This window comes from Massilia sp. NBRC 108631 (assembly GCF_059704565.1).
This window is the reverse complement of the sequence record NZ_BAAKJE010000109.1, coordinates 1-18,149: the sequence shown is the minus strand read 5'-3', so window position 1 is coordinate 18,149 and position 18,149 is coordinate 1. Positions and strand designations below refer to the sequence as shown.

The following is an 18,149-nucleotide window of genomic DNA, read 5'->3' as shown; positions in this document are numbered from 1 at the left end:
ATCCTTCCTACTTCGGGGTCTGACCCCGAAGTAGGAAGGATGCGGCACAGGTCGCTTGTAGGAATTCGCGAATGTTTGTAAGGATTGCACTAGTGTTTTGTAGGAAATCCGGGCTGAAGGTATCATGGGGCTATCGCGCCACGGAGCCTGACCATGAAACGCAAATTGCACCTGCTTGTCATCGATCCGCAAAATGACTTTTGCGACTTGCCTGCCGCTTATCTGCCGGAGAATCCGGCCACCAAGGGCTTGCACGCGCCGGCGCTGCCGGTGCCAGGGGCGCACCAGGATATGCTGCGCCTGGCGGGCTTGATCAACCGCGGCCGCCACGGCTTGACGGCTATCAGCGTCACCCTCGATTCCCACCACCGCTACGACATCGCGCATCCGACCTTCTGGCTCAACGCGGAGGGCGCCGCGCCCGAGCCGTTTACCCAGATCACCGCCGCCGACGTGCGCGGGAAAAAATTCCTGCCGCGCGATTCGGCCGCCTTGCCGCGCGCGCTGGCCTATCTGGATGCGCTCGAACAGGCCGAGCGCTATCGCCTGATGATCTGGCCGGTACATTGCGAGATCGGCTCTTGGGGCCACAATGTGCACGAGGATGTGCGCTCGGCCTATAACCGCTGGGAAGACGCGTCGCTCGGCACCGTCACCAAGATCGCCAAGGGTGCCAATCCCTGGACCGAGCACTATTCGGCCGTGATGGCCGAAGTGCCGGACGACGCCGATCCTGATACGCAATTGAACCGCACCCTAATCGACCGCCTGGCCGAAGCGGAACTGGTCTACATCGCCGGCGAGGCGGGCAGCCACTGCGTCAAGGCGACCACTGAACATATCGCCGCGCAGTTCACCGCGCGGTTCGGCGAGGACGGCCGCCGCCGCCTGGTGCTCATCACCGACTGCATGAGCCCCGTGGCCGGCTTCTGCGACCAGTACCAGGACTTCCTCGAAGAGATGGAGGAGAGCGGCGTGCGCCTGGCCCAGTCGGGCGACGTGCTGCAAGAGCTGCTGGTCAATGCCGGCCGTTGAAGTGACTGGAGAATAACTTGATGATCCCCGTGGTACGCAGCCTGCTGGAAACCGACCTGTATAAATTCAGCATGTGGCAGGCTTTGCTGCATGGTCACCCCGGCGCGCACGCCGAGTACGAGTTTCTGTGCCGGAACACGACCGTGTTCCCGCTGGCCGAACTGGCCGATGAAGTGAACGCGCAGCTGGACCACTTGTGCGCCATGTCCTTCGCCGACGACGAGCTGGATTATCTGCGCTCGCTGCGCTACATGAAGGCCGACTTTGTCGATTTCCTGGCCGTGTTCCGCTTCCAGCGCAAGTTCATCCACGTGGAGGTGCAGGGCGACGCGCTGGCCATCACGGCCGCCGGCCCGCAGGTGCATGTGATGGGCTTCGAGATCTTCGTGCTCTACATCGTCAACGAGCTGTATTTCCGCCGCTTCGACCAGGCCGGCGCGCTGGCCGAGGGCCGCGAACGCCTGGTCGACAAGATCGCCTCGCTGAAGGCCTTCGGCCTGCAGCCCGGCCTGCGCCATCCCTTCGAGTTTTCCGACTTCGGCCTGCGCCGCCGTTTCTCCTCGGCCTGGCACGACGAAGTGGTGCTGCGCCTGGCGGCCGAGGTGCCGCAGTACTTCAAGGGCACCTCCAACGTTTACCTGGCCAAACGCCTTGGCATGGTGCCCATCGGGACCATGGCGCATGAGTACATGCAGTCCTTCCAGGCTTTCGGCGTGCGCTTGCGCGACTTCCAGAAGGCTGCGCTGGAGGACTGGGTGCAGGAGTACCGGGGCGACCTGGGCGTGGCGCTGACCGACGTGGTGGGCATGGATGCGTTCCTGGACGACTTCGACCTGTACTTCGCCAAGCTGTTCGACGGCCTGCGGCACGATTCCGGCGATCCGGTGGTGTGGGGCGAGAAGGCGCTGGCGCATTATGCCGCGCTGCGCATCGACGCCAACACCAAGCGCCTGGTGTTCTCGGACGGCCTGGACCTGCCGACCGCCTTCAGCCTGTACCGCCACTTCGCCGGCCGCATCATGACCGGCTTCGGCATCGGCACCAATCTCACCAACGACGTCGGCCTGACGCCGCTCAACATCGTCATGAAGCTGGTGCGCTGCAATGGCCAGTCGGTGGCCAAGCTGTCCGATTCGCCGGGCAAGACCATGTGCAAGGACGAGACCTTCCTGGCTTACCTGCGGCAGGTATTCCACCACCCTGTGTAAGCACCAGCCTGCCTTCCAGTCGCTCCTCGTCAACCGGACCTTGCTCAACATTTGATGCGGCGCAAGGAGCGTCTTGTTTCGGCGCGGGGCGCCGCTGCGCCGATTATTCTTAACTGCGTGAGTAGGGGAATGTCTACAACGCAGGAGGAAATCATGCCGAGCCTATCGAGCTGCTTGCCATTTACAGCGGCATTGCTGATGTCGCTGGCCTCAATTTGCCACGCGGATACCTGGCGCGGTACCGCGCCGTTCTGTGATGGCTCGTGTCTTCCCGGGGAGCAGAAAGTTGGTGAAAGCGACTATGGCGACGGCGGATATTGCGTCACCGGGAAGAAGGCCTTGTGCCGCAACGCCAATCCAGCCTGTCCGGTGACCTCCACGAAAACCGAGTGCTACGGCGTGGTCAAGATATGCGAGAACGGTTCTGCGGACCAGACCGGCTTCTGGCGCGGTTGCACCACGTACGCGTGCGGCGTGTGCATTGGAATCGGCAGCACGTCGTCGGCGCTGACCTTTGGCGCTCCGCCTTGCAGGCAGGGCTATGTATGGCGGGAGGCGGTGGCGGATGACTACGTCTGCGTTCCGCCGTCGACCCGTTCGCAAGCGGCCCGGGACAACCGGCAAGCCGCTGACCGCCGTTCACCCAACGGTGGTCCTTACGGCCCGGCCACCTGCAAAAGCGGATACGTCTGGCGGGAGGCATCCCCGAGCGACCTGGTATGCGTAACGCCGGAAACCCGGGCCCAAACGGCGGCCGACAATGGCCTTGCGGCCGAACGGCGGGTGCCGGCGCCTGTCAACTATGGTCGCGATACGTGCGAGCAGGGCTATGTCTGGCGCGAGGCGATTGCCAACGACCGCGTCTGCGTGACGCCGCAGACCCGCGCGCAGGCGTGGGCCGACAACGCGGCGGCGGCTTCCCGGCGTTCTCCCAGTGGCGGGCCATCCGGTCCCGATACATGCAAACCGGGCTTTGTCTGGCGTGAAGTGGTGCCCACCGATCATGTCTGCGTCGATCCGGCGGTGCGGCAGGCTGTGGCCAGCGACAACGGCGCCGCGAGGCAGCGGCGAGTGGCGCACTAGCACCTCCGCGGCTTGAGCTGCCTCCGCTGCGCCCGCTTGCCGCCGGCTTCGCGCGCACGCGGCACCTGGTTCGCGGCCTTCTGCAAGCGGCTGCGGTAATCGCCCGGCGTGACGCCCACGCCACGTCAGGCCTGTCGCAGTTCGCTAGGCGTCGATGGCGTTGTGGCGGCGCAAAATGGCTTCGGCCTGCTCGCGCTGGTCGTCGTCCAGCACGTCCACGCTCAGCAGCGCGACCGGGCGCGGGCGCGGCTCGTCGGTTTTGTCCGCGCTGTCCGGCGTGAGGGAGTTGAAGATATTATCGACTGCCGATACGGTGGTGCTTTGCGCGAGCGCACGGTGCGGCGCCAGGTTGAGGGCGCTGGCGGGGAAGCCCGCCGCCAGCAGCGCGCCGCGGGCGGCCTCGGCGTCGTCCTGCGACATGAAATTGCGGTGGATTGTATTGGCCATGACGGCGTGCTCCTTGGATCGTTGCGTGATGGCGTATTGTGGGCGAAAGCGGCGCGCCGCGTCGCCGCCTTCGGGGCAGGGGGCTTAGAAACCGGTGATGACGGTTTCGCTGTGCTCGACCTTGGGCGGCTGGGCGAAGAAGCCGCCCACCAGTGCGCGCCAGGCCTGGAAGTCCTCGCTGCCGCGGAAGTCGACGGTATGGTTCTCCAGCGTGGTCCAGTTGATCACCAGGTGGTAGGTGTCGGGACGCTCGATGATGCGTTCGAGGCGCATCGCCTCGCAGCCCTTGGCGCGCTTGAACAGCGGCACGGCTTCCTTGACGGCCGCTTCGAACGCGGCGTTGGTGTCGGGTTTGATCTGAATTTCGGCGACTTCGTAAATCATGGTCAGGTCCTCAGGTTGGCAATCCAACCATTTTGCCCGAAAGCACAGAACCATGCACGGAGCCGCCGTAATACCCGCTAGATGCCGGCGGTGTTCTATTGGCGATTGCCGCCGCTGCCGGAAGGGGCGGGTTTCTCCAGGCCTTGCCGCAGGGCGTCGGCGTTGCAGTCGCGCTGGAAGCCTTCGGCGCGCTGGTCTTCGGTGCAGCCGCCCGACAGCAAGTCGTCGGTGCGGCCGGCGGACTGGCTGTTGCCGGGCGCTGCGGCGTCGCGGATGCCGGACTGGCTGCTGCCCCCCGTGCTGCCGGCGCCCATGCTGCCGGCGCTGGTCGTGCCCGAGTGGGTTTGCTGCTCGAATTTGCGGCGTCGTGGTTCGTATGCGTCCATGATGGTCTCCTCATTCCGGTTGCGCGTGGGTATGAGGAGTATAGGACTCGCGCCGGGGATGTCCAGCAAAATAGATTCAGCTATAAATCAAGCTCAATCCAGGTGGGGGCGTGGTCGCTGGGCTTCTCCCGGCCGCGCATGTCGCGGTCCACATTGGCCGCTTGCAGCACGCTGGCCAGCGCGGGACTGAGCAGCAAATGGTCGATGCGCAAGCCGGCGTCGCGGCCGTAGGCGTTGCGGAAATAGTCCCAGAAGGTGTAGATGCGCTCGCCCGGGTGCATGGTGCGCAGCGCGTCGCACCAGCCTTGTTCCAGCAGCCGGTGAAAGGCCGCCCGCGTTTCCGGGCGGAACAGCGCGTCGTCCACCCAGCGCTCCGGCTTGTAGACGTCCAGCTCGGTGGGCATGACGTTGAAGTCGCCCGCCAGCACCACCGGCGCGCCGGTGTCCAGCAGCTCGGCGGCGCGCAGGATCAGGCGCTCGAACCACTTCAGCTTGTAGTCGAACTTGGGGCCGGGCGCGGGGTTGCCGTTGGGCAGGTAGAGGCAGGCCACCACCACCCCGTCCACCACCGCTTCGATGTAGCGGCTTTGCGCGTCGTCGGGATCGCCCGCCAGCCCGCGCCCCACCTCCAGCGGCGCCTTGCCGCGCGCCAGGATCGCCACCCCGTTCCAGCTCTTCTGCCCGTGCCAGATGCATAGGTAGCCGGCCGCGTTGAGCGCCGCTTCGGGAAATTTCTCCTGCGGCGCCTTCAACTCCTGCAGGCAGGCGACGTCGGGCCTGGTTTCGCCCAGCCATTGCAGCAGCGCAGGCAGGCGGCTGGTGATGCCGTTGACATTGAACGTGGCGATGCGCATGGCCCCTCCGCAGTCAGGTGGAGCGCCTATTGTGACCGCAAGCGGCCAGGTCTGCCGCACGCTTTCGCCACGCTATGCTGCGTCAGGCTGCCTCAGGCTGCCTCAGGCCGCGTCCGCCGCCAGCGCCGGGTAGTCCGTGTAGCCCTCGGCGCCGCCGCCGTAGAACGCGGCCCGGTTCGGCTCGTTGAGCGGAGCGCCACGGCGGAAACGTTCGGGCAGGTCCGGGTTGGCGAGGAAGCTGCTGCCGAACACGGCGGCGTCGGCTTGGCCGCCGGCCAGCAAGGCCTCGGCGCTTGCCTGGGTCAGCCCGCCGCCCACCAGGTAGGCACCCTTGAAGCGCGGACGCAGCAGCGCGTGGTAGTCGGTCTTGGCGCCGAACAGCGCCACGTGCAGGTAGGCCAGGCCCAGCTTGTCGATATGCTCGACCAGGTAGGCGTAGGTTTCCTGCGGCGCGTCGTCGCGGATGTCGTTGAAGTTCATCTCGGGCGAGATCTTGACGCCAACGCGGTCCGCCCCGGCTTCGCCCGCCATGGCGGCCAGCACCTCCAGCACGAAGCGCGCGCGGTTGGGCAGCGAGCCACCGTACGCGTCGCCGCGCTGATTGGTGCCGGAGGACAGGAACTGCTCGGGCAAGTAGCCGGACGCGGCGTGCAGCTCAACGCCGTCGAAGCCCGCTGCCAGCGCGCGGCGGGTGGCGCGGCGGTAGCCGTCGATCGCGTCCGCGATCTCGTCCAGCGCCAGCGCGCGCGGCGTGACCATGTCTTGCTGGCCCTGCGCGGTCCAGGCCTGGCCTGCGGGGCGGATGGCAGATGGCGCCACCGGCTGCGCGCCGTCCAGCAGCAAGGGATGCGAAATGCGGCCGCAATGCATGAGCTGCATGAAGATGCGGCCGCCGCGCGCGTGCACCGCGCCGGTGATTTTTTTCCACGCCTCGACTTGCGCATCGGTCTCGATGCCGGGCGTGCGCACATAGCCCTTGCCCGTGGCTGCGGGGAATACGCCCTCTGTGATGATCAGCCCGGCACTGGCGCGCTGCGCGTAGTAGGCGGCGACCAGTTCGCCGGGCACGCCCGCGTCGTCCGAGCGGGAGCGCGTCATCGGCGCCATGATCATGCGGTTGGACAGGTCGGTGCGGCCGATGCGGACGGGGGTGAGCAATTGTTTGGCGGTCATGACGGGTTCCTTGGTTAGCTTGCGTGCGACGAGTATCCGTCATTCCACTGATGGGATAAATATGAGAAAATGGAATTCATTAATTCATTTTTGACGCAATCAAGCGTGCGATGCCGATGGACCTGCTCAACGACATGGCCTTGTTTGTGGAGGTGGCCAAAGTGCTCAGTTTCCGGCGCGCCTCCGAAGTAACGGGCATTCCCAACTCCACGCTGTCGCGCCGCATCACGGCGCTGGAGAAGGCCATCGGGCTGCGGCTCATGCACCGCACCACGCGCCGGATCGAGCTCACGGAAGCGGGACAGACTTACTTCGAACGCTGCAAGCGCATCGTGGACGAGGCCCGGCTGGCGCACGAGCAACTGGGCGACCTGCTGGCCCAGCCCAGCGGCGTGCTGCGCGCTGCCGTGGCGGTGGACTTCGGCATCACCTTCCTGGCGCCTTTGCTGGTGGAGTTCGCGGCCCTGTATCCCGGCCTGCGCTTCGAGCTGGACCTGGCGCCGCGCAACGTGGACCTGGTAAGCGAACCGTTCGACCTGGCCATCCGCATGGGCGAGCAGCCCGATTCGACGCTGATTGCGCGGCCGCTGGCGCGCCTGCCCGGTTACCTGTACGCGGCGCCGGCTTACCTGGAGCGGGCCGGCGAGCCGGCGCAGCCGCACGAACTGGCGGGCCACGAATGCCTGGTGTTCCGCGCGGCGAAGGGCGTGTGGGCGCTGCAGCGCGGGGAGGATAGCGCCGGGGTGCCGGTGAGCGGGCGCTTCCGGCTCAACAGCCTGGGCATGGTGCGGCGCATGGCGGCGCTGGGGCAGGGTATCGCCATCTTCCCGAAGGAGCTGGTGGCCGAGGAAGTGGCCAGCGGGCGCCTGCGGCAGATCCTGCCGCAATGGACGGCGCCATCCACCGCGGTGTATGCCGTCACGGCAACCCGCCTGCTGCCCGCCAAGACGCAGCGCTTTATCGAGTTCCTGACTGAACGGCTGCGGCAGGGTTGATGCTGTACGGCCGTTCGCGGTACTCGAAGTAGTCGAAGTCGGCGTGCAGGCCGCTGCCCGCCATGTCCTGGCAAGCCATGCCGACAAAAGTGCCGGTGAAGTTGGGCTGGCCCGGCGCGTTCGCTTCGTCCGACAGGATGCTGGCATCGAACTGCTGCGGCAGCCATTGCCAGTCGCCGCCGTCTGCGCCCACCCGGTAGCCGAACAGCAGGCGCTCCTCGTCCACTTCCACGCGCAGCTGCACCGGCACACCGGGCGGCAGCGCAATCGGCGCGGTGAAGGCGTCGCTCTGCACGTGGTTGGGCAGGCTGCTCATCACGCGCAGATGCTTGCCGGCGGCCTCGTCGTGCGTGATGTACAGGTAATGGAATTTGGCGCCGCCGTAGTAGCACACCAGGCCGGCCTGCTGCTGGTAGTGCTCGGGTTCGAAGTCCACGACGGTGGCGGCGCTGTAGCAGTGCGCTTGCTGGCGGCGCGCCACCAGCGCCTGGCGGAACTGGCTGCCCAGGCTTTCGCGGCCATACAGGCGCAAGTGGCCAGGCCGTGCCGTCAGGCTGAACAGCTCTTCGGGCCACGGCGTACGCAGCCACTGGAATGCCGGCGGCAGCGCCGGGGCGTCGAATTCGTCGCGCGCGGGCGCGATGGGGAAGCGCTGCTCCGGCAGGCCGGGCGCGGCGGCTTGCAGCTCGGGCGTGCCGTGGCCGTCCGCGCTGCGCAGCCAGCCGTCGCTGCCCCAGGCCATCGGCTGGATGGCGGTTTCGCGCCCCAAGGTGCAGGTGCCGCGGTTGCGCAGCGGACGGCCGCACAGGTACACCATATAGGTCTGCCCGTCCTGCGTCTCCACCAGGTCGGCATGGCCCGCGCGCTGGAGCGCAGAGTCGGGACGGTGGCGCGCACTCAGGATGGTCTGGTCTGGATGCAGCTCGTACGGCCCTTGCAGCTTGCGCGCGCGCGCCATGGTCACGCCGTGGTTCCAGCCGGTGCCGCCTTCGGCGGTGAGCAGGTAGTAGTAGCCGTTGCGCTTGTAGATGTGCGGCCCTTCGGTCAGCCCGTGCGGCGTGCCCTGGAAGATGTTCTCGCGGCGGCCGATCAGGCGGCCCTCCTGCACCGAGTATTCCTGCATCACGATGCCGGCGAAGCGGTTGCTGCCGGGACGGTGGTCCCACAGCTGGTTCAGCACATACTTGCGGCCGTCGTCGTCGTGGAACAGCGAGGGATCGAAGCCGCTGCTGTTGAGGTGCACCGGGTCGGACCACGGGCCGTCGATGGTGGGGCTGGTGACGAGGTAGTTATGGAAGTCGCGCAGCGAGGCGCCGCCGCTGGCCGCGCCGGTGGAGGTGCGGCCGTAGCGTTTCACGTCCGTGTAGATCAGCCAGAACAGGCCGTCCGCATGGGTCAGGCAGGGCGCCCACACGCCGCAGGAGTCCGGCGCGCCCAGCATGTTGAGCTGGCTGGCGCGGGTGAGCGGACGGGTGAGCAGGCGCCAGTGCACCAGGTCGCGAGAATGGTGGATCTGCACGCCCGGGTACCATTCGAAGGTGGAGGTGGCGATGTAGTAGTCGTCGCCCACGCGCACGATGGACGGGTCGGGATTAAAGCCGGGGAGGATGGGATTCTGAATCATGGTCTATTGGGTGACGAGGACGGGCTGCAGGGGCTCGCGCACCAGCACCCACAGCAGCAAGGCGGCCACCAGGTCCAGCACCGCCAGGCTGACAAAGAACGGCGTGTAGCCGACAGTGGAAATCAGGCCGCCGATCAGCAGCGAGAACAGCAGCAGCCCCAGGTTGCCGAAGCTGCCGCACATGCCGGCCACCGTGGCCACTTCGTTGCGGCGGAACAGGTCGGACGACATGGTGATGACGGTGACGGACAAGGTCTGGTGCGCAAAGCCGGCCAGGCTCAGCAGTGCAATCGCGGCATACGGGCTGTCCACGAAGCCAACAAAGGCCACGCCCATCATCATGCAGGCGCCCAGCGTGAACGCGCTGCGGCGCGCGTTAATCAGCCGCACGCCGCGCTTTTGCAGCGCCAGCACCACCACGGGGCCGAACAGGCAGCCCAGGTCGGCCGCCAGGAAGGGCAGCCAGGCGAACATGGCGATCTGCATCAGGTCGAAATGGCGCACCGTGGTCAGGTACAGCGGCACCCAGAACGACAGCGTGCCCCAGGTGGGATCGGCCAGGAAGCGGGGCAGGGCGATGCCCCAGAAATTGCGCATCCTGAGGATGCTGGTGATGGACGGGCGCTTGCCGTCGCCCTGCAGATGCTGTTCCTGTCCGTCCGCAATGTGCTTGGCCTCGGCGGCGGACAGGCGGCGGTGGCGCGCCGGCGCGTCGTACAGCAGCAGCCAGGCCGCCACCCACACCAGGCCCAGCGCGCCGGTGATCACGAAGGCGGACTGCCAGTTGTAGTGCAAAATGGCCCACACCACCAGCGGCGGCGCCAGCATGGAGCCGACCGAGGCGCCGATATTGAAGAAGCCGCCCGCCAGCCCGCGCTCCTTGGCCGGGAACCATTCGGACACGGCCTTCATGCCGGCCGGATTGGCCGATCCCTCGGCCAGGCCCAGCAGGCCGCGCAGCCAGGCCAGCGCCTGCCAGCTGGTGGCCATGCCGTGCGCCATGCAGATGACCGACCATGCCGCCGCAAACATGGCGAAGCCCCATTTCAGGCCGATCACGTCCAGCACGTAGCCGCACAGCGGCTGCAGCATGATGGCCCCCTGGAACGCCGCCGTGATGTACGAGTATTCCTGGGTGGTGATGTTCAGTTCAGTGAGCAGCGTCGGCGCCGACACGGCCAGCGTGCTGCGTGTCAGGTAGTTGATGACCGCGCCCAGCATGATCAAGCCTATCATCCACCAGCGCAGTCCTTTGATCTTGGAGATAGTCATGTTTGCGCAACCATAAATGTGACGGGATACGCACGATACCATAATTTCGAAACGGCTTGCCGAGTAATGATTGCGCTATCTTTTGCGGCGAGAAGGGGGCCAGAAGCGCCAGCGACGCCATCAGGCCGGCGGCGGCGAGCATCGCAGCGGTGTGCACGCAGACTGCGGCCAGCGCCAGCCCCAGCGAGCCGGTGGCGGTGATCTGGCGCGCCGGGCCGTCGCTGAGGCAGAACGGAATCAGGGCCGGCACCAGCATCAGGCCTGCGCCGTGGATGGTGGACACCATGCAGGACCACAGCGCCAGCGCGGCATGGCGGGCCGGCGGGCTGCCCGGCGTGCATGTGCTGCCCGGCAGGCGCGCGGCCTTGACGCGGCGCCCCAGCGCCGCCGGCGCGCCCAGCAGCGTCAGCACCGCGAGCAGGAATAGCGCACCGGCCAGCAGCTGGAGCGCGGCGCGCTCCATCGCCATGCCCAGCATGGCCGCAGCGGCCACCAGCACCACAGACGCGGTGTGGCCGGCGGCAATCGGCAGCAGTGCACGCAGGGCCGGCATGCGGCCGCCGTAGCGTCGGCCATGTAAGGCGGCGAAGATCCAGCCAGTGGCAGGGTTCAGCCCGTGCAGCGCGCCACTTCCCGCCACCGCCAGCCATGGCCATATGCTATCCATGCCACCTCCGCGTGTCCGCGTGGTCCGTGCTTCAGGCTGCGGCGTGGCAGCAGGCTGCGGATGCCGCTGCGGGGGCGTGCGCCGGCGCCGGATCGTACAGGTCGTGGTGGCGCACCCAGGACATGGTGTCGGCCTGGCCTTCCTCCTGCCGGCCCTTGGGCGTCAGGTCCAGCAAGGCATAGGTGTGCATCATCACCTCCACGCCGCGTCCGTAGGTGGAGTAGGTGCGGTAAATGTGTCCGTCGCCGTCCTTGTAGAACACGCTGATGCCCGGAGCATCCGGCAGCGGGAAGGGCTGCATGGTGAAGTTATAGTAGACGTTGCCCTTGGCCGTCTGCTCCGGCGTGAAACTGACATCGAAGTCGTAGTTGAAATCGCCGCTGCCGGATGACACCCAGTTGAACTGCCAGCCCATGCGCCGGCGGAAACGTTCGATGTCCTCTACCGGCGCGCGCGATACGGCCACGAAAGCCAGATCCCGCTGGGCCAGGTGCGGCAGCGCGCCGTCCGTGTGGTCCGCCATGTAGGAGCAGCTGCGGCAGCCTTGCTCCTTGCCGGGTGTGAACATGAAGTGCTGCACCATCAGCTGGCGGCGGCCTTCGAACAGATCGGCCAGCGCGCGCTTGCCCTGGGGTGTATCGAACACGTAATGCTTGTCGATGCGCACCCACGGCAGCGCGCGCCGTTCGCGGGCGACTGCATCGTGCAGGCGCATCAGTTCCTTCTCGCGCTCCAGCAAGGCCTTGCGTTCGCTGGTCCACTGCTCGCTGCTGACCACGGGATGGGTATGGGTATCGTTCATGATTTGCTCCTTGATGGCTTAGTTTTTCGGGCGCCGCACGGCGCGCACTTTGCCGCTGCCGCCGCCGCCCGCGTAGAACAGGTCCGCGCCGTCCGATTCCAGGCCGCTGATGTTCGTGCCGGCCGGCATTGCCAGCCGCTCCAGCACATCGCCACTGTTCGGGTCGACGCGGCGGATCTCGCTGTCGTCGCCCTCCCAGGTGGCGTGCCACAGTTCGCCGTCCACCCAGGTCACGCCGGTGACGAAGCGGTTGGAGCTGATGCTGCGGATGACGGCGCCGGTGGCGGGATCGATCTGGTGGATCTTGCGGTCGCGGTACTGGCCCACCCACAGGCTGCCTTCGGCCCAGGTCAGGCCCGAGTCGCCGCCCTGGCCGGGCGCGGGGATGGAGGACAGGACGTTGCCGGTGGCGGGGTCGATCTTGTCGATGCGGTCCTCGGCAATCTGGTACAGATAGGTGCCGTCGAAGGCGGTGCCGGCGTCGCAGGCACGGTCCAGCGTGCGCGTGGTGTCGCCGCTGGCCGGATCGAAGGCGATCAGTTTGGCGCCGGTGGCGGCCCACACGCGCTGGCCGTCATGGGTGACGCCGGCGATGCTGCTGGCGCCGTCGAAGGGCCCATACTCGCGCACGATTTCCGCCGTGCGCGGACTGCTTTGGTTCTTGCTGGTCATTGCTGTCTCCTGGTGTCGCGCCACGGATCGGCGCCGCAAGAGAACTTTATGCCATCGCCAGCGCGGCAGGGAGTAACAAGATTGTCGTGTATCCGGCCAGCGGGGGCGCGAGCCAGCGGCAGGTGCGCGCCTTGCCGATGGAGCGCGCGCGTCCTTCGGCTTCCAGATCGGCCAGCGCGCGCTGCACGGTGCGCTGGCTGGCGCCCAGGGCCAGCGCCAGGGCAGAGGTGGACCAGGCTGCGCCGTCGGACAGCAGGGCAAGCAGCGAGGCCTGGTCGCCGTCGATGGGGGGCGTCAGCACGGCCACCGGGCGTTCGCCGTGCGGCTTGAGCACGAAGCCGCGCGGCGTGGCTTCGATGCGGGCGAAGCCGGCGGCCAGCGCGCGCAGGCGGCCGATTTCAACGCGCAAGCGGGCCCGGTGGGTTTCGTCCGGGGCTTGCATATTGAAGGCGCTGGCAATCAGGGACTCGCGGTCGGCGCCGCCAGGCCATGCCTCGGCGAGTGTGCGCGCCAACGAGAACAGGATGGGACGGCGCGCCAGGGATTGCCATGCGGCCGGGCCTGCGTCTGCGTCTGAGCCGGCGTCTGCGCCGGTGCCGGTGCCGATGGCGCGGCGGCAGGCGTCCACCACCAGGGCGCCGGAGCCCAGCAGGGCGGCCACATCGTCCAGGCGCAGCAACTGCTCCTTGCCGGCCGAGATGCGGCGCGCGGCAGGGCGTGCCAGCGCGGTGTGCGCTTCGGCCACTTCGGCCAGCAACGCGGGCACGCGGGCGCGTTCGGCCGCATGGTGCGCATGGGCAAGCGCGTTGCGGGCCGCTTCCATGCTCAGTGAGCGCAGCGCCAGTTCCGCCGCCGCCAGTGCGGCCACGGCCGCCAATGCCGGCGGCAAGCCTTGCGTGTCGATGAGCGCCAGCGCGGCGGCGGCCTCGTCGAGACGGCCCAGCAGGAGGAGCTTGCGCGTGGACACCAGGCGCGCCTGCAGCGCGTTGGCATGGTCGGCATGCGCCTCAAGCGTGGCAATGGCTGCACTCAGCGCGCGCGGCGCGGCGCTGAAATCGCGCATGGCAAGCGCCACTTCGGCCTCGGCCACCACGCAGCGGGCGCGCGACAGTTCCTCGTGCGCGCCGAAGCCGCGTGCGGCCAGCCTGAGCAGTTCGCGTGCCCGCGCATGCTCGCCCAGTTGCGCCATGGCGATGCCGCGCAAAGCCAGCGCGGGCGGATCGCCGCGCAGGGCGACGCGTTTCAGGGCGCCGAGAGCGTCTCCGGCAGCGAGGGCACGCGCGGAGGCGGCGATCAGGGAGTCCATGCCGCTAGCATACACCGGGTGGCGCCGGGGGCGCCGGGCGTCACGCCGACAGGGCCTGCTGGCCTTGCAAAACGGATTCGAAGGCCTGCACCGGCATGGGACGGCCGAACCAGTAGCCCTGGTAGCCGTCGCAGCCCAGCTCCGCCAGCAAGGCGAACTGCTCCGGCGTTTCCACCCCTTCGGCGACCGCTGCCAGCCCCATGGTGTGGGCCAGGCTGATGATGGTCTTGGTGATGGCGGCGTCGCTGGGGCTGTTCAACACGTCGCGCACGAAGCTGCGGTCGATCTTCAGCTGGCTGATGGGCAAGCGCTGCAGGTAGGACAGCGAGGAGTAGCCGGTGCCGAAATCGTCCAGCGCAAAGTTCACGCCGCGCACCTTCAGGGCGGCCATCTTGCAGATTGCCTGTTCCACGTCGTCGAGCAGCATGGTTTCCGTCAGCTCCAGTTTCAGGCGGCGCGGATTGGCGCCGCTGGTAATCAGCACCTCGTTGACCTGCTCGACGAAATCGGGCTGCCGGAACTGCAGCGGGCTCACGTTTACCGCTATCGCCAGATGGGCCATCTCCGGCTGTCCCGCCCATGCCGCCAGCTGGGCGCACGCCGTTTCCATCACCCAGCGCCCCAGCGGCAATATCAGGCCCGATTCCTCGGCCGCCGCGATAAAGTCCAGCGGATGCACCAGGCCGCGCTGCGGGTGCAGCCAGCGCAGCAGTACTTCCGCGCCGGTGACGCGTTCCGCCGCATCGACCTGCGGCTGGTAGTACAGCCGGAACTGGCCATGCTGCAAGCCGAGGCGCAAGTCGGCGTCCAGCGTGGCGCGTACCGTCACCACTTCCTGCATGCTGGGTTCAAAGAAGCGCATCGCGTTGCGGCCCGCAGCCTTGGCCTGGTACATCGCCAGGTCGGTCTGTTTCAGCAGGATGGCCACGCTCTGGTCGTGGCCCTGGAACACGGTCACGCCAATGCTGGCGCTGCAGGTGAAGTCGTGGTCGCCCAGGGCGTAGGCGTCGTTCAGGCGGCGCAGGATTTTCTCGCCGGTTTCGCGCGCGTGCGCCACGGCCTCTTTTTGGCAGGTGCCCAGGTCTTCCAGCATCACGATGAACTCGTCGCCGCCCAGGCGCGCCACGGTGTCGCTCGAGCGCACGCTGGACACAAAGCGCTGCGCTGTTTGCTGCAGCAGCAGGTCGCCCATGTTGTGGCCCAAGGTATCGTTCAGGTCCTTGAAATTATCCAGGTCGATGAAGAGCAGGGCGCCGTATTGCCCGCTGCGCTCGCTGCCGCGGATGGCGTGTTCCAGCCGCTCCATCAGGCAGCGCCGGTTGGGCAGCGTGGTCAGGCAGTCGTACAGTGCCAGGTTGCGGATTTCCTCTTCGTCGGCCTTGCGGCGGGTGATGTCGGTCAAGGTGCACACGTAGTGCGTGGCGTGGCCGGCGGCATCGCGCACGGCCGTGATGGTCAGCCATTCCGGGAACGATTCGCCGGACTTGCGCCGGTTCCAGATCTCGCCCTGCCATGCGCCTTCGCTGCGCACGGCTTGCCAGATTCCGGCGCAAAACTGGGCGTCGTGGCGGCTGGCGTCGGCCAGGTCCAGCTTGCGGTCGACCGCGTCCGCATCCGTGTAGCCGGTGATGTCGGTGAAGGCGCGGTTGATGCGCAGGATGGTGCCGTTGGCATCGGTAATCACCATGCCTTCCTGGGCCTCGAACGCGGTGGCGGCCACGCGCAGGTCGGCTTCCACCTTGTGCGAGGCGCGCAGGTACAGCACGACGGCCGAAGCGGCGACGATCAGCATGCTGCCGGCCAGCGCGATCAGCGCGAACAGCCACAGGCGCTCCGTGCTCAGGCGGGCCAGTTCCGGCAGCGGGCGCGCCACGTGCAGGGCCATGTCGTCACTGGCCAGTGGCGCGGAGGTGATCAGCACCGGCGCCTGGTCGGCGCCGATGCGAACCGCCGCCGGGAAATAGGCCTCGCCCCAGGAGCTCACCTGCAGCACATCGAAGTGTCCGCGCCGGTACTGCGACAGGCGCTGCTGCGGCGTCATCGCATTGACCGCCGCCTGCGGCAGGGCGCGGAATTCAAGGCGCGCATCGGCCGCCTGCACGATGACGCCGTTGGCGTCGGAGAGGAAGGCGCGCACCGGCCCGGTCCACGCCGCCAGCCGCGAGACGTTGCGCTTCACCGCCACCGCGCCGGTGAACGTCGCGCCGTCGAAGACGGGCGTGGAGTAGTACAGGCCGGCGACATTGCTGGTGCGGCCGATGGCGTACTGGCGGCCGTTGCCGCCTGCTTTGGCTTGCTTGAAATAAGTGCGGTCGGCGTAATTGGTGCCGACAAAGGTGGCGGGTGTATCGGCGTTGCTGGAAGCGATGCAGAGGCCGTTCGCGTCCATGATCCACAGGGCGTCGGCATCCAGGTCTTGCGCCGTCAGCTTCAGTTCCCGGTTCAGCGCGGGCGGCACGGGTCCTGGTTGGCGCAGGGCGCTGCGCACCGCTTCATTGCGGCTGAGCATCGCAGGAATGCCTTTCAGCCGCTGCAAATGGGCCGAGATGTTGTCCGCCGCGTCGCGCGCCTGTTGCCGGGCCTGTGCCGATTCGTGCCGGTCCAGCTCGCGCACCATGCGCTCGTGAAAATAGTTCGCGCTCAGCCACGCGACCATGATCCAGCCTGCCATCACCAGGCCGGCCAGCTTGTAGGATCGCTCGAAGGAGAACAGCTTGTGCTTGCCGATGTAAGTGGCCACGATGGTGATCACAATGATCAGGCTGGTGGCGAACAGCACGATGGTGGCCAGGAAGGTGGCGCCGATTTCGGACTCGGCGGCGGGATTTTCGCCGGCGCGGATGAAATAGGCGGCGGCCATGGCCGTGTAGTGCATGCCGGCCACAGCCAGGCCCATCACGCACGCGCCGATCAGCGTGGCGTGCTGGCGCCAGCCGGCGCGCAGCGTCATCAGGCGGAACTTGGTCCACAGCGCCAGCGTAGCCAGCGCCACGGCCACTACGATGGAAAGCAGGAACAGTTTCAGGTCATACTGGATAAAGCCGTCCAGGCGCATGGCCGCCATGCCGGAGTAATGCATGGCGCCTATGCCGGCGCCCAGCAGCAGGCCGCCGACGGCCAGTTCGCGGCCGGTGATGTCGCGGTGGCTGATCTGGCTCAGGGCCATGGTGCTGGCCAGGATGCCGGGCAGCGTGGAGAGCAGGGTGATGCGGTAATCGTAGCTGCTGGTGCAGGGCAGCGTGAAGGCCAGCATGCCGACGAAGTGCATGGCCCAGATGCCCAGGCCCAGGCACAGCCCGCCCACCAGCAGCCAGCTGCGCCGCCGCGCGCCGCTGGCGATGCCGGACGCATGCTGCGACACCAGCAGCGCGGCATATGAGGCGAAGATTGCCACCACCACCGATAGCAGCACCAGCAAGGTGTCGTAACGCCCCTCGTACAGCAGGCTGCTGGACGGCACGGCTGTGATCAGGGTCAGGTAGTTGGGCATGGCGATCGATTAATGCAGCGTCTGATCCGGCGGATGGATACCAATATGCGACATTAAATATATACCAATAATCAGCTTGCAGCGTGATTGTTGCTCAATTACAACTTGGCCGAAAGGATGAACTGCCGGCCATCGTGTTCCTCGACGAAAGCGACGTGCGCTTTCGGGCAGTACAGGATGGCTTCGCTCATCTGTCCTGCAACAGAAGCCAGGGCAGTGCGGAAATCCACCTGCTGGCCGTCGAGCGCATGCCGGCGGCTGAATATGAAACAGGTCTGCCCGGCACCCTTTTTGCGCAGTAGCGCCAGCAGCTGGTCCGGATCGGACTGCGGCGGCTCCAGCGCTTGCCGCTTGTCGCGGCGCAAGCTGCTGGCGTCATGCAGCAATTCTTCATAGAGCTGTGAACGGCGTTTGGGCTTCTCCAGCAGGTAGAGAAAGCGCTCCGCATGTTCCGGCTGTACGAAGCGGTCGATGATGTCGCGCAGCACCGCGTCGCTTGCTTCCATGTCTCGTCCAGGCTGGTTGGGCGGATTGCCGAGTGACCTTGCTTAAAGGGTAGCATGTTGCTAGAGCGAAAAATGCACACATTGTCACAGGCTGCGCTGCGGATTGGGACGAGGGGCGGAGATGCGTGGAAGTGAGATGATCAGGTTGATAGACGCCGCACGCGGAAAATCGCCAAAGGCGATTTTCGGAATGGGCGAATCGGAGAGGGTTGCGCTTGCAAGCGCAACCCGCTTTTGCGGCGGCG

At 66.9% G+C, this 18,149-nt stretch carries 17 protein-coding genes; 4 read left to right on the top strand and 13 right to left on the bottom strand.

Annotated features, from left to right (window positions below; genetic code table 11):
* Positions 1–153: 153 nt before the first annotated feature.
* From AC6H42_RS12780 to AC6H42_RS12770, 3 genes are all read left to right on the top strand, one after another.
* Positions 154–1,035, top strand: a complete 882-nt coding sequence (locus tag AC6H42_RS12780; protein WP_057158933.1) for a cysteine hydrolase family protein — start codon at positions 154–156, stop codon at positions 1,033–1,035.
* Positions 1,036–1,055: 20 nt separating this feature from the next.
* Positions 1,056–2,243: a nicotinate phosphoribosyltransferase gene (gene pncB / locus AC6H42_RS12775; protein ID WP_057158932.1), complete on the top strand. Its 1,188-nt coding sequence runs from the start codon at positions 1,056–1,058 to the stop codon at positions 2,241–2,243.
* Between the two features lie 153 nt (positions 2,244–2,396).
* The gene (locus AC6H42_RS12770; protein ID WP_497548204.1) at positions 2,397–3,326 is read left to right on the top strand and encodes a hypothetical protein; all 930 of its coding nucleotides are present in this window, start codon (positions 2,397–2,399) and stop codon (positions 3,324–3,326) included.
* A 144-nt stretch (positions 3,327–3,470) separates the two neighbouring features.
* Here the strand turns inward: AC6H42_RS12770 and AC6H42_RS12765 are convergent, their stop codons facing one another.
* The 5 genes from AC6H42_RS12765 to AC6H42_RS12745 form a co-directional block, all read right to left on the bottom strand.
* Positions 3,471–3,773 (bottom strand): hypothetical protein, encoded by a 303-nt coding sequence (locus tag AC6H42_RS12765; RefSeq protein ID WP_057158931.1) that lies wholly within the window; start codon positions 3,771–3,773, stop codon positions 3,471–3,473.
* Positions 3,774–3,857: 84 nt separating this feature from the next.
* Positions 3,858–4,157 carry an antibiotic biosynthesis monooxygenase family protein gene (locus AC6H42_RS12760; protein ID WP_057158930.1) on the bottom strand — a complete coding sequence of 100 codons (300 nt, stop codon included), beginning with the start codon at positions 4,155–4,157 and terminating at the stop codon, positions 3,858–3,860.
* 95 nt (positions 4,158–4,252) lie between these two features.
* A complete protein-coding gene (locus tag AC6H42_RS12755; protein ID WP_057158929.1) occupies positions 4,253–4,543 on the bottom strand; it encodes a hypothetical protein in 291 nt (96 codons plus the stop codon).
* Between the two features lie 80 nt (positions 4,544–4,623).
* The gene (gene xth / locus AC6H42_RS12750) at positions 4,624–5,397 is read right to left on the bottom strand and encodes an exodeoxyribonuclease III (protein WP_497548203.1); all 774 of its coding nucleotides are present in this window, start codon (positions 5,395–5,397) and stop codon (positions 4,624–4,626) included.
* Positions 5,398–5,499: 102 nt separating this feature from the next.
* A complete protein-coding gene (locus AC6H42_RS12745) occupies positions 5,500–6,570 on the bottom strand; it encodes an alkene reductase (RefSeq protein WP_057158927.1) in 1,071 nt (356 codons plus the stop codon).
* 116 nt (positions 6,571–6,686) lie between these two features.
* On the opposite strand from AC6H42_RS12745, the gene AC6H42_RS12740 reads away from it, so the two are divergent.
* The gene (locus AC6H42_RS12740; protein WP_497548202.1) at positions 6,687–7,565 is read left to right on the top strand and encodes a LysR family transcriptional regulator; all 879 of its coding nucleotides are present in this window, start codon (positions 6,687–6,689) and stop codon (positions 7,563–7,565) included.
* Here the strand turns inward: AC6H42_RS12740 and AC6H42_RS12735 are convergent.
* From AC6H42_RS12735 to AC6H42_RS12700, 8 genes are all read right to left on the bottom strand, one after another.
* Complete coding sequence (locus AC6H42_RS12735; protein WP_057158926.1) at positions 7,528–9,189, bottom strand: glycoside hydrolase family 43 protein; 1,662 nt, start codon at positions 9,187–9,189, stop codon at positions 7,528–7,530. The two genes, AC6H42_RS12740 and AC6H42_RS12735, sit on opposite strands and share 38 nt — an antisense overlap.
* Positions 9,190–9,192: 3 nt before the next feature.
* Positions 9,193–10,410 (bottom strand): MFS transporter, encoded by a 1,218-nt coding sequence (locus AC6H42_RS12730; RefSeq protein ID WP_307188311.1) that lies wholly within the window; start codon positions 10,408–10,410, stop codon positions 9,193–9,195.
* On the bottom strand, positions 10,340–11,128 hold the full coding sequence (locus AC6H42_RS12725) for a hypothetical protein (RefSeq protein ID WP_497548201.1): 789 nt from the start codon (positions 11,126–11,128) through the stop codon (positions 10,340–10,342). The genes AC6H42_RS12730 and AC6H42_RS12725 overlap by 71 nt, the downstream gene beginning before the upstream one ends.
* A gap of 31 nt (positions 11,129–11,159) precedes the next feature.
* Complete coding sequence (locus tag AC6H42_RS12720) at positions 11,160–11,930, bottom strand: DUF899 domain-containing protein (RefSeq protein ID WP_497548200.1); 771 nt, start codon at positions 11,928–11,930, stop codon at positions 11,160–11,162.
* Between the two features lie 18 nt (positions 11,931–11,948).
* Positions 11,949–12,602, bottom strand: a complete 654-nt coding sequence (locus AC6H42_RS12715) for a Vgb family protein (RefSeq protein ID WP_057158922.1) — start codon at positions 12,600–12,602, stop codon at positions 11,949–11,951.
* A gap of 46 nt (positions 12,603–12,648) precedes the next feature.
* Positions 12,649–13,908: a helix-turn-helix domain-containing protein gene (locus AC6H42_RS12710; RefSeq protein ID WP_497548199.1), complete on the bottom strand. Its 1,260-nt coding sequence runs from the start codon at positions 13,906–13,908 to the stop codon at positions 12,649–12,651.
* Positions 13,909–13,948: 40 nt separating this feature from the next.
* A complete protein-coding gene (locus AC6H42_RS12705) occupies positions 13,949–17,398 on the bottom strand; it encodes an EAL domain-containing protein (protein ID WP_497548198.1) in 3,450 nt (1,149 codons plus the stop codon).
* 98 nt (positions 17,399–17,496) lie between these two features.
* The gene (locus tag AC6H42_RS12700; RefSeq protein ID WP_057158919.1) at positions 17,497–17,904 is read right to left on the bottom strand and encodes a hypothetical protein; all 408 of its coding nucleotides are present in this window, start codon (positions 17,902–17,904) and stop codon (positions 17,497–17,499) included.
* Positions 17,905–18,149: the final 245 nt, after the last annotated feature.

Bases quoted from the DNA above. Each gene is read 5' to 3' on its own strand.
- AC6H42_RS12780 (WP_057158933.1), top strand. From the start codon at position 154: ATGAAACGCAAATTGCACCTGCTTGTCATCGATCCGCAAAATGACTTT.
- pncB (WP_057158932.1), top strand. From the start codon at position 1,056: ATGATCCCCGTGGTACGCAGCCTGCTGGAAACCGACCTGTATAAATTC.
- AC6H42_RS12770 (WP_497548204.1), top strand. From the start codon at position 2,397: ATGCCGAGCCTATCGAGCTGCTTGCCATTTACAGCGGCATTGCTGATG.
- AC6H42_RS12765 (WP_057158931.1), bottom strand. From the start codon at position 3,773: ATGGCCAATACAATCCACCGCAATTTCATGTCGCAGGACGACGCCGAG.
- AC6H42_RS12760 (WP_057158930.1), bottom strand. From the start codon at position 4,157: ATGATTTACGAAGTCGCCGAAATTCAGATCAAACCCGACACCAACGCC.
- AC6H42_RS12755 (WP_057158929.1), bottom strand. From the start codon at position 4,543: ATGGACGCATACGAACCACGACGCCGCAAATTCGAGCAGCAAACCCAC.
- xth (WP_497548203.1), bottom strand. From the start codon at position 5,397: ATGCGCATCGCCACGTTCAATGTCAACGGCATCACCAGCCGCCTGCCT.
- AC6H42_RS12745 (WP_057158927.1), bottom strand. From the start codon at position 6,570: ATGACCGCCAAACAATTGCTCACCCCCGTCCGCATCGGCCGCACCGAC.
- AC6H42_RS12740 (WP_497548202.1), top strand. From the start codon at position 6,687: ATGGACCTGCTCAACGACATGGCCTTGTTTGTGGAGGTGGCCAAAGTG.
- AC6H42_RS12735 (WP_057158926.1), bottom strand. From the start codon at position 9,189: ATGATTCAGAATCCCATCCTCCCCGGCTTTAATCCCGACCCGTCCATC.
- AC6H42_RS12730 (WP_307188311.1), bottom strand. From the start codon at position 10,410: ATGCTGGGCGCGGTCATCAACTACCTGACACGCAGCACGCTGGCCGTG.
- AC6H42_RS12725 (WP_497548201.1), bottom strand. From the start codon at position 11,128: ATGGATAGCATATGGCCATGGCTGGCGGTGGCGGGAAGTGGCGCGCTG.
- AC6H42_RS12720 (WP_497548200.1), bottom strand. From the start codon at position 11,930: ATGAACGATACCCATACCCATCCCGTGGTCAGCAGCGAGCAGTGGACC.
- AC6H42_RS12715 (WP_057158922.1), bottom strand. From the start codon at position 12,602: ATGACCAGCAAGAACCAAAGCAGTCCGCGCACGGCGGAAATCGTGCGC.
- AC6H42_RS12710 (WP_497548199.1), bottom strand. From the start codon at position 13,908: ATGGACTCCCTGATCGCCGCCTCCGCGCGTGCCCTCGCTGCCGGAGAC.
- AC6H42_RS12705 (WP_497548198.1), bottom strand. From the start codon at position 17,398: ATGCCCAACTACCTGACCCTGATCACAGCCGTGCCGTCCAGCAGCCTG.
- AC6H42_RS12700 (WP_057158919.1), bottom strand. From the start codon at position 17,904: ATGGAAGCAAGCGACGCGGTGCTGCGCGACATCATCGACCGCTTCGTA.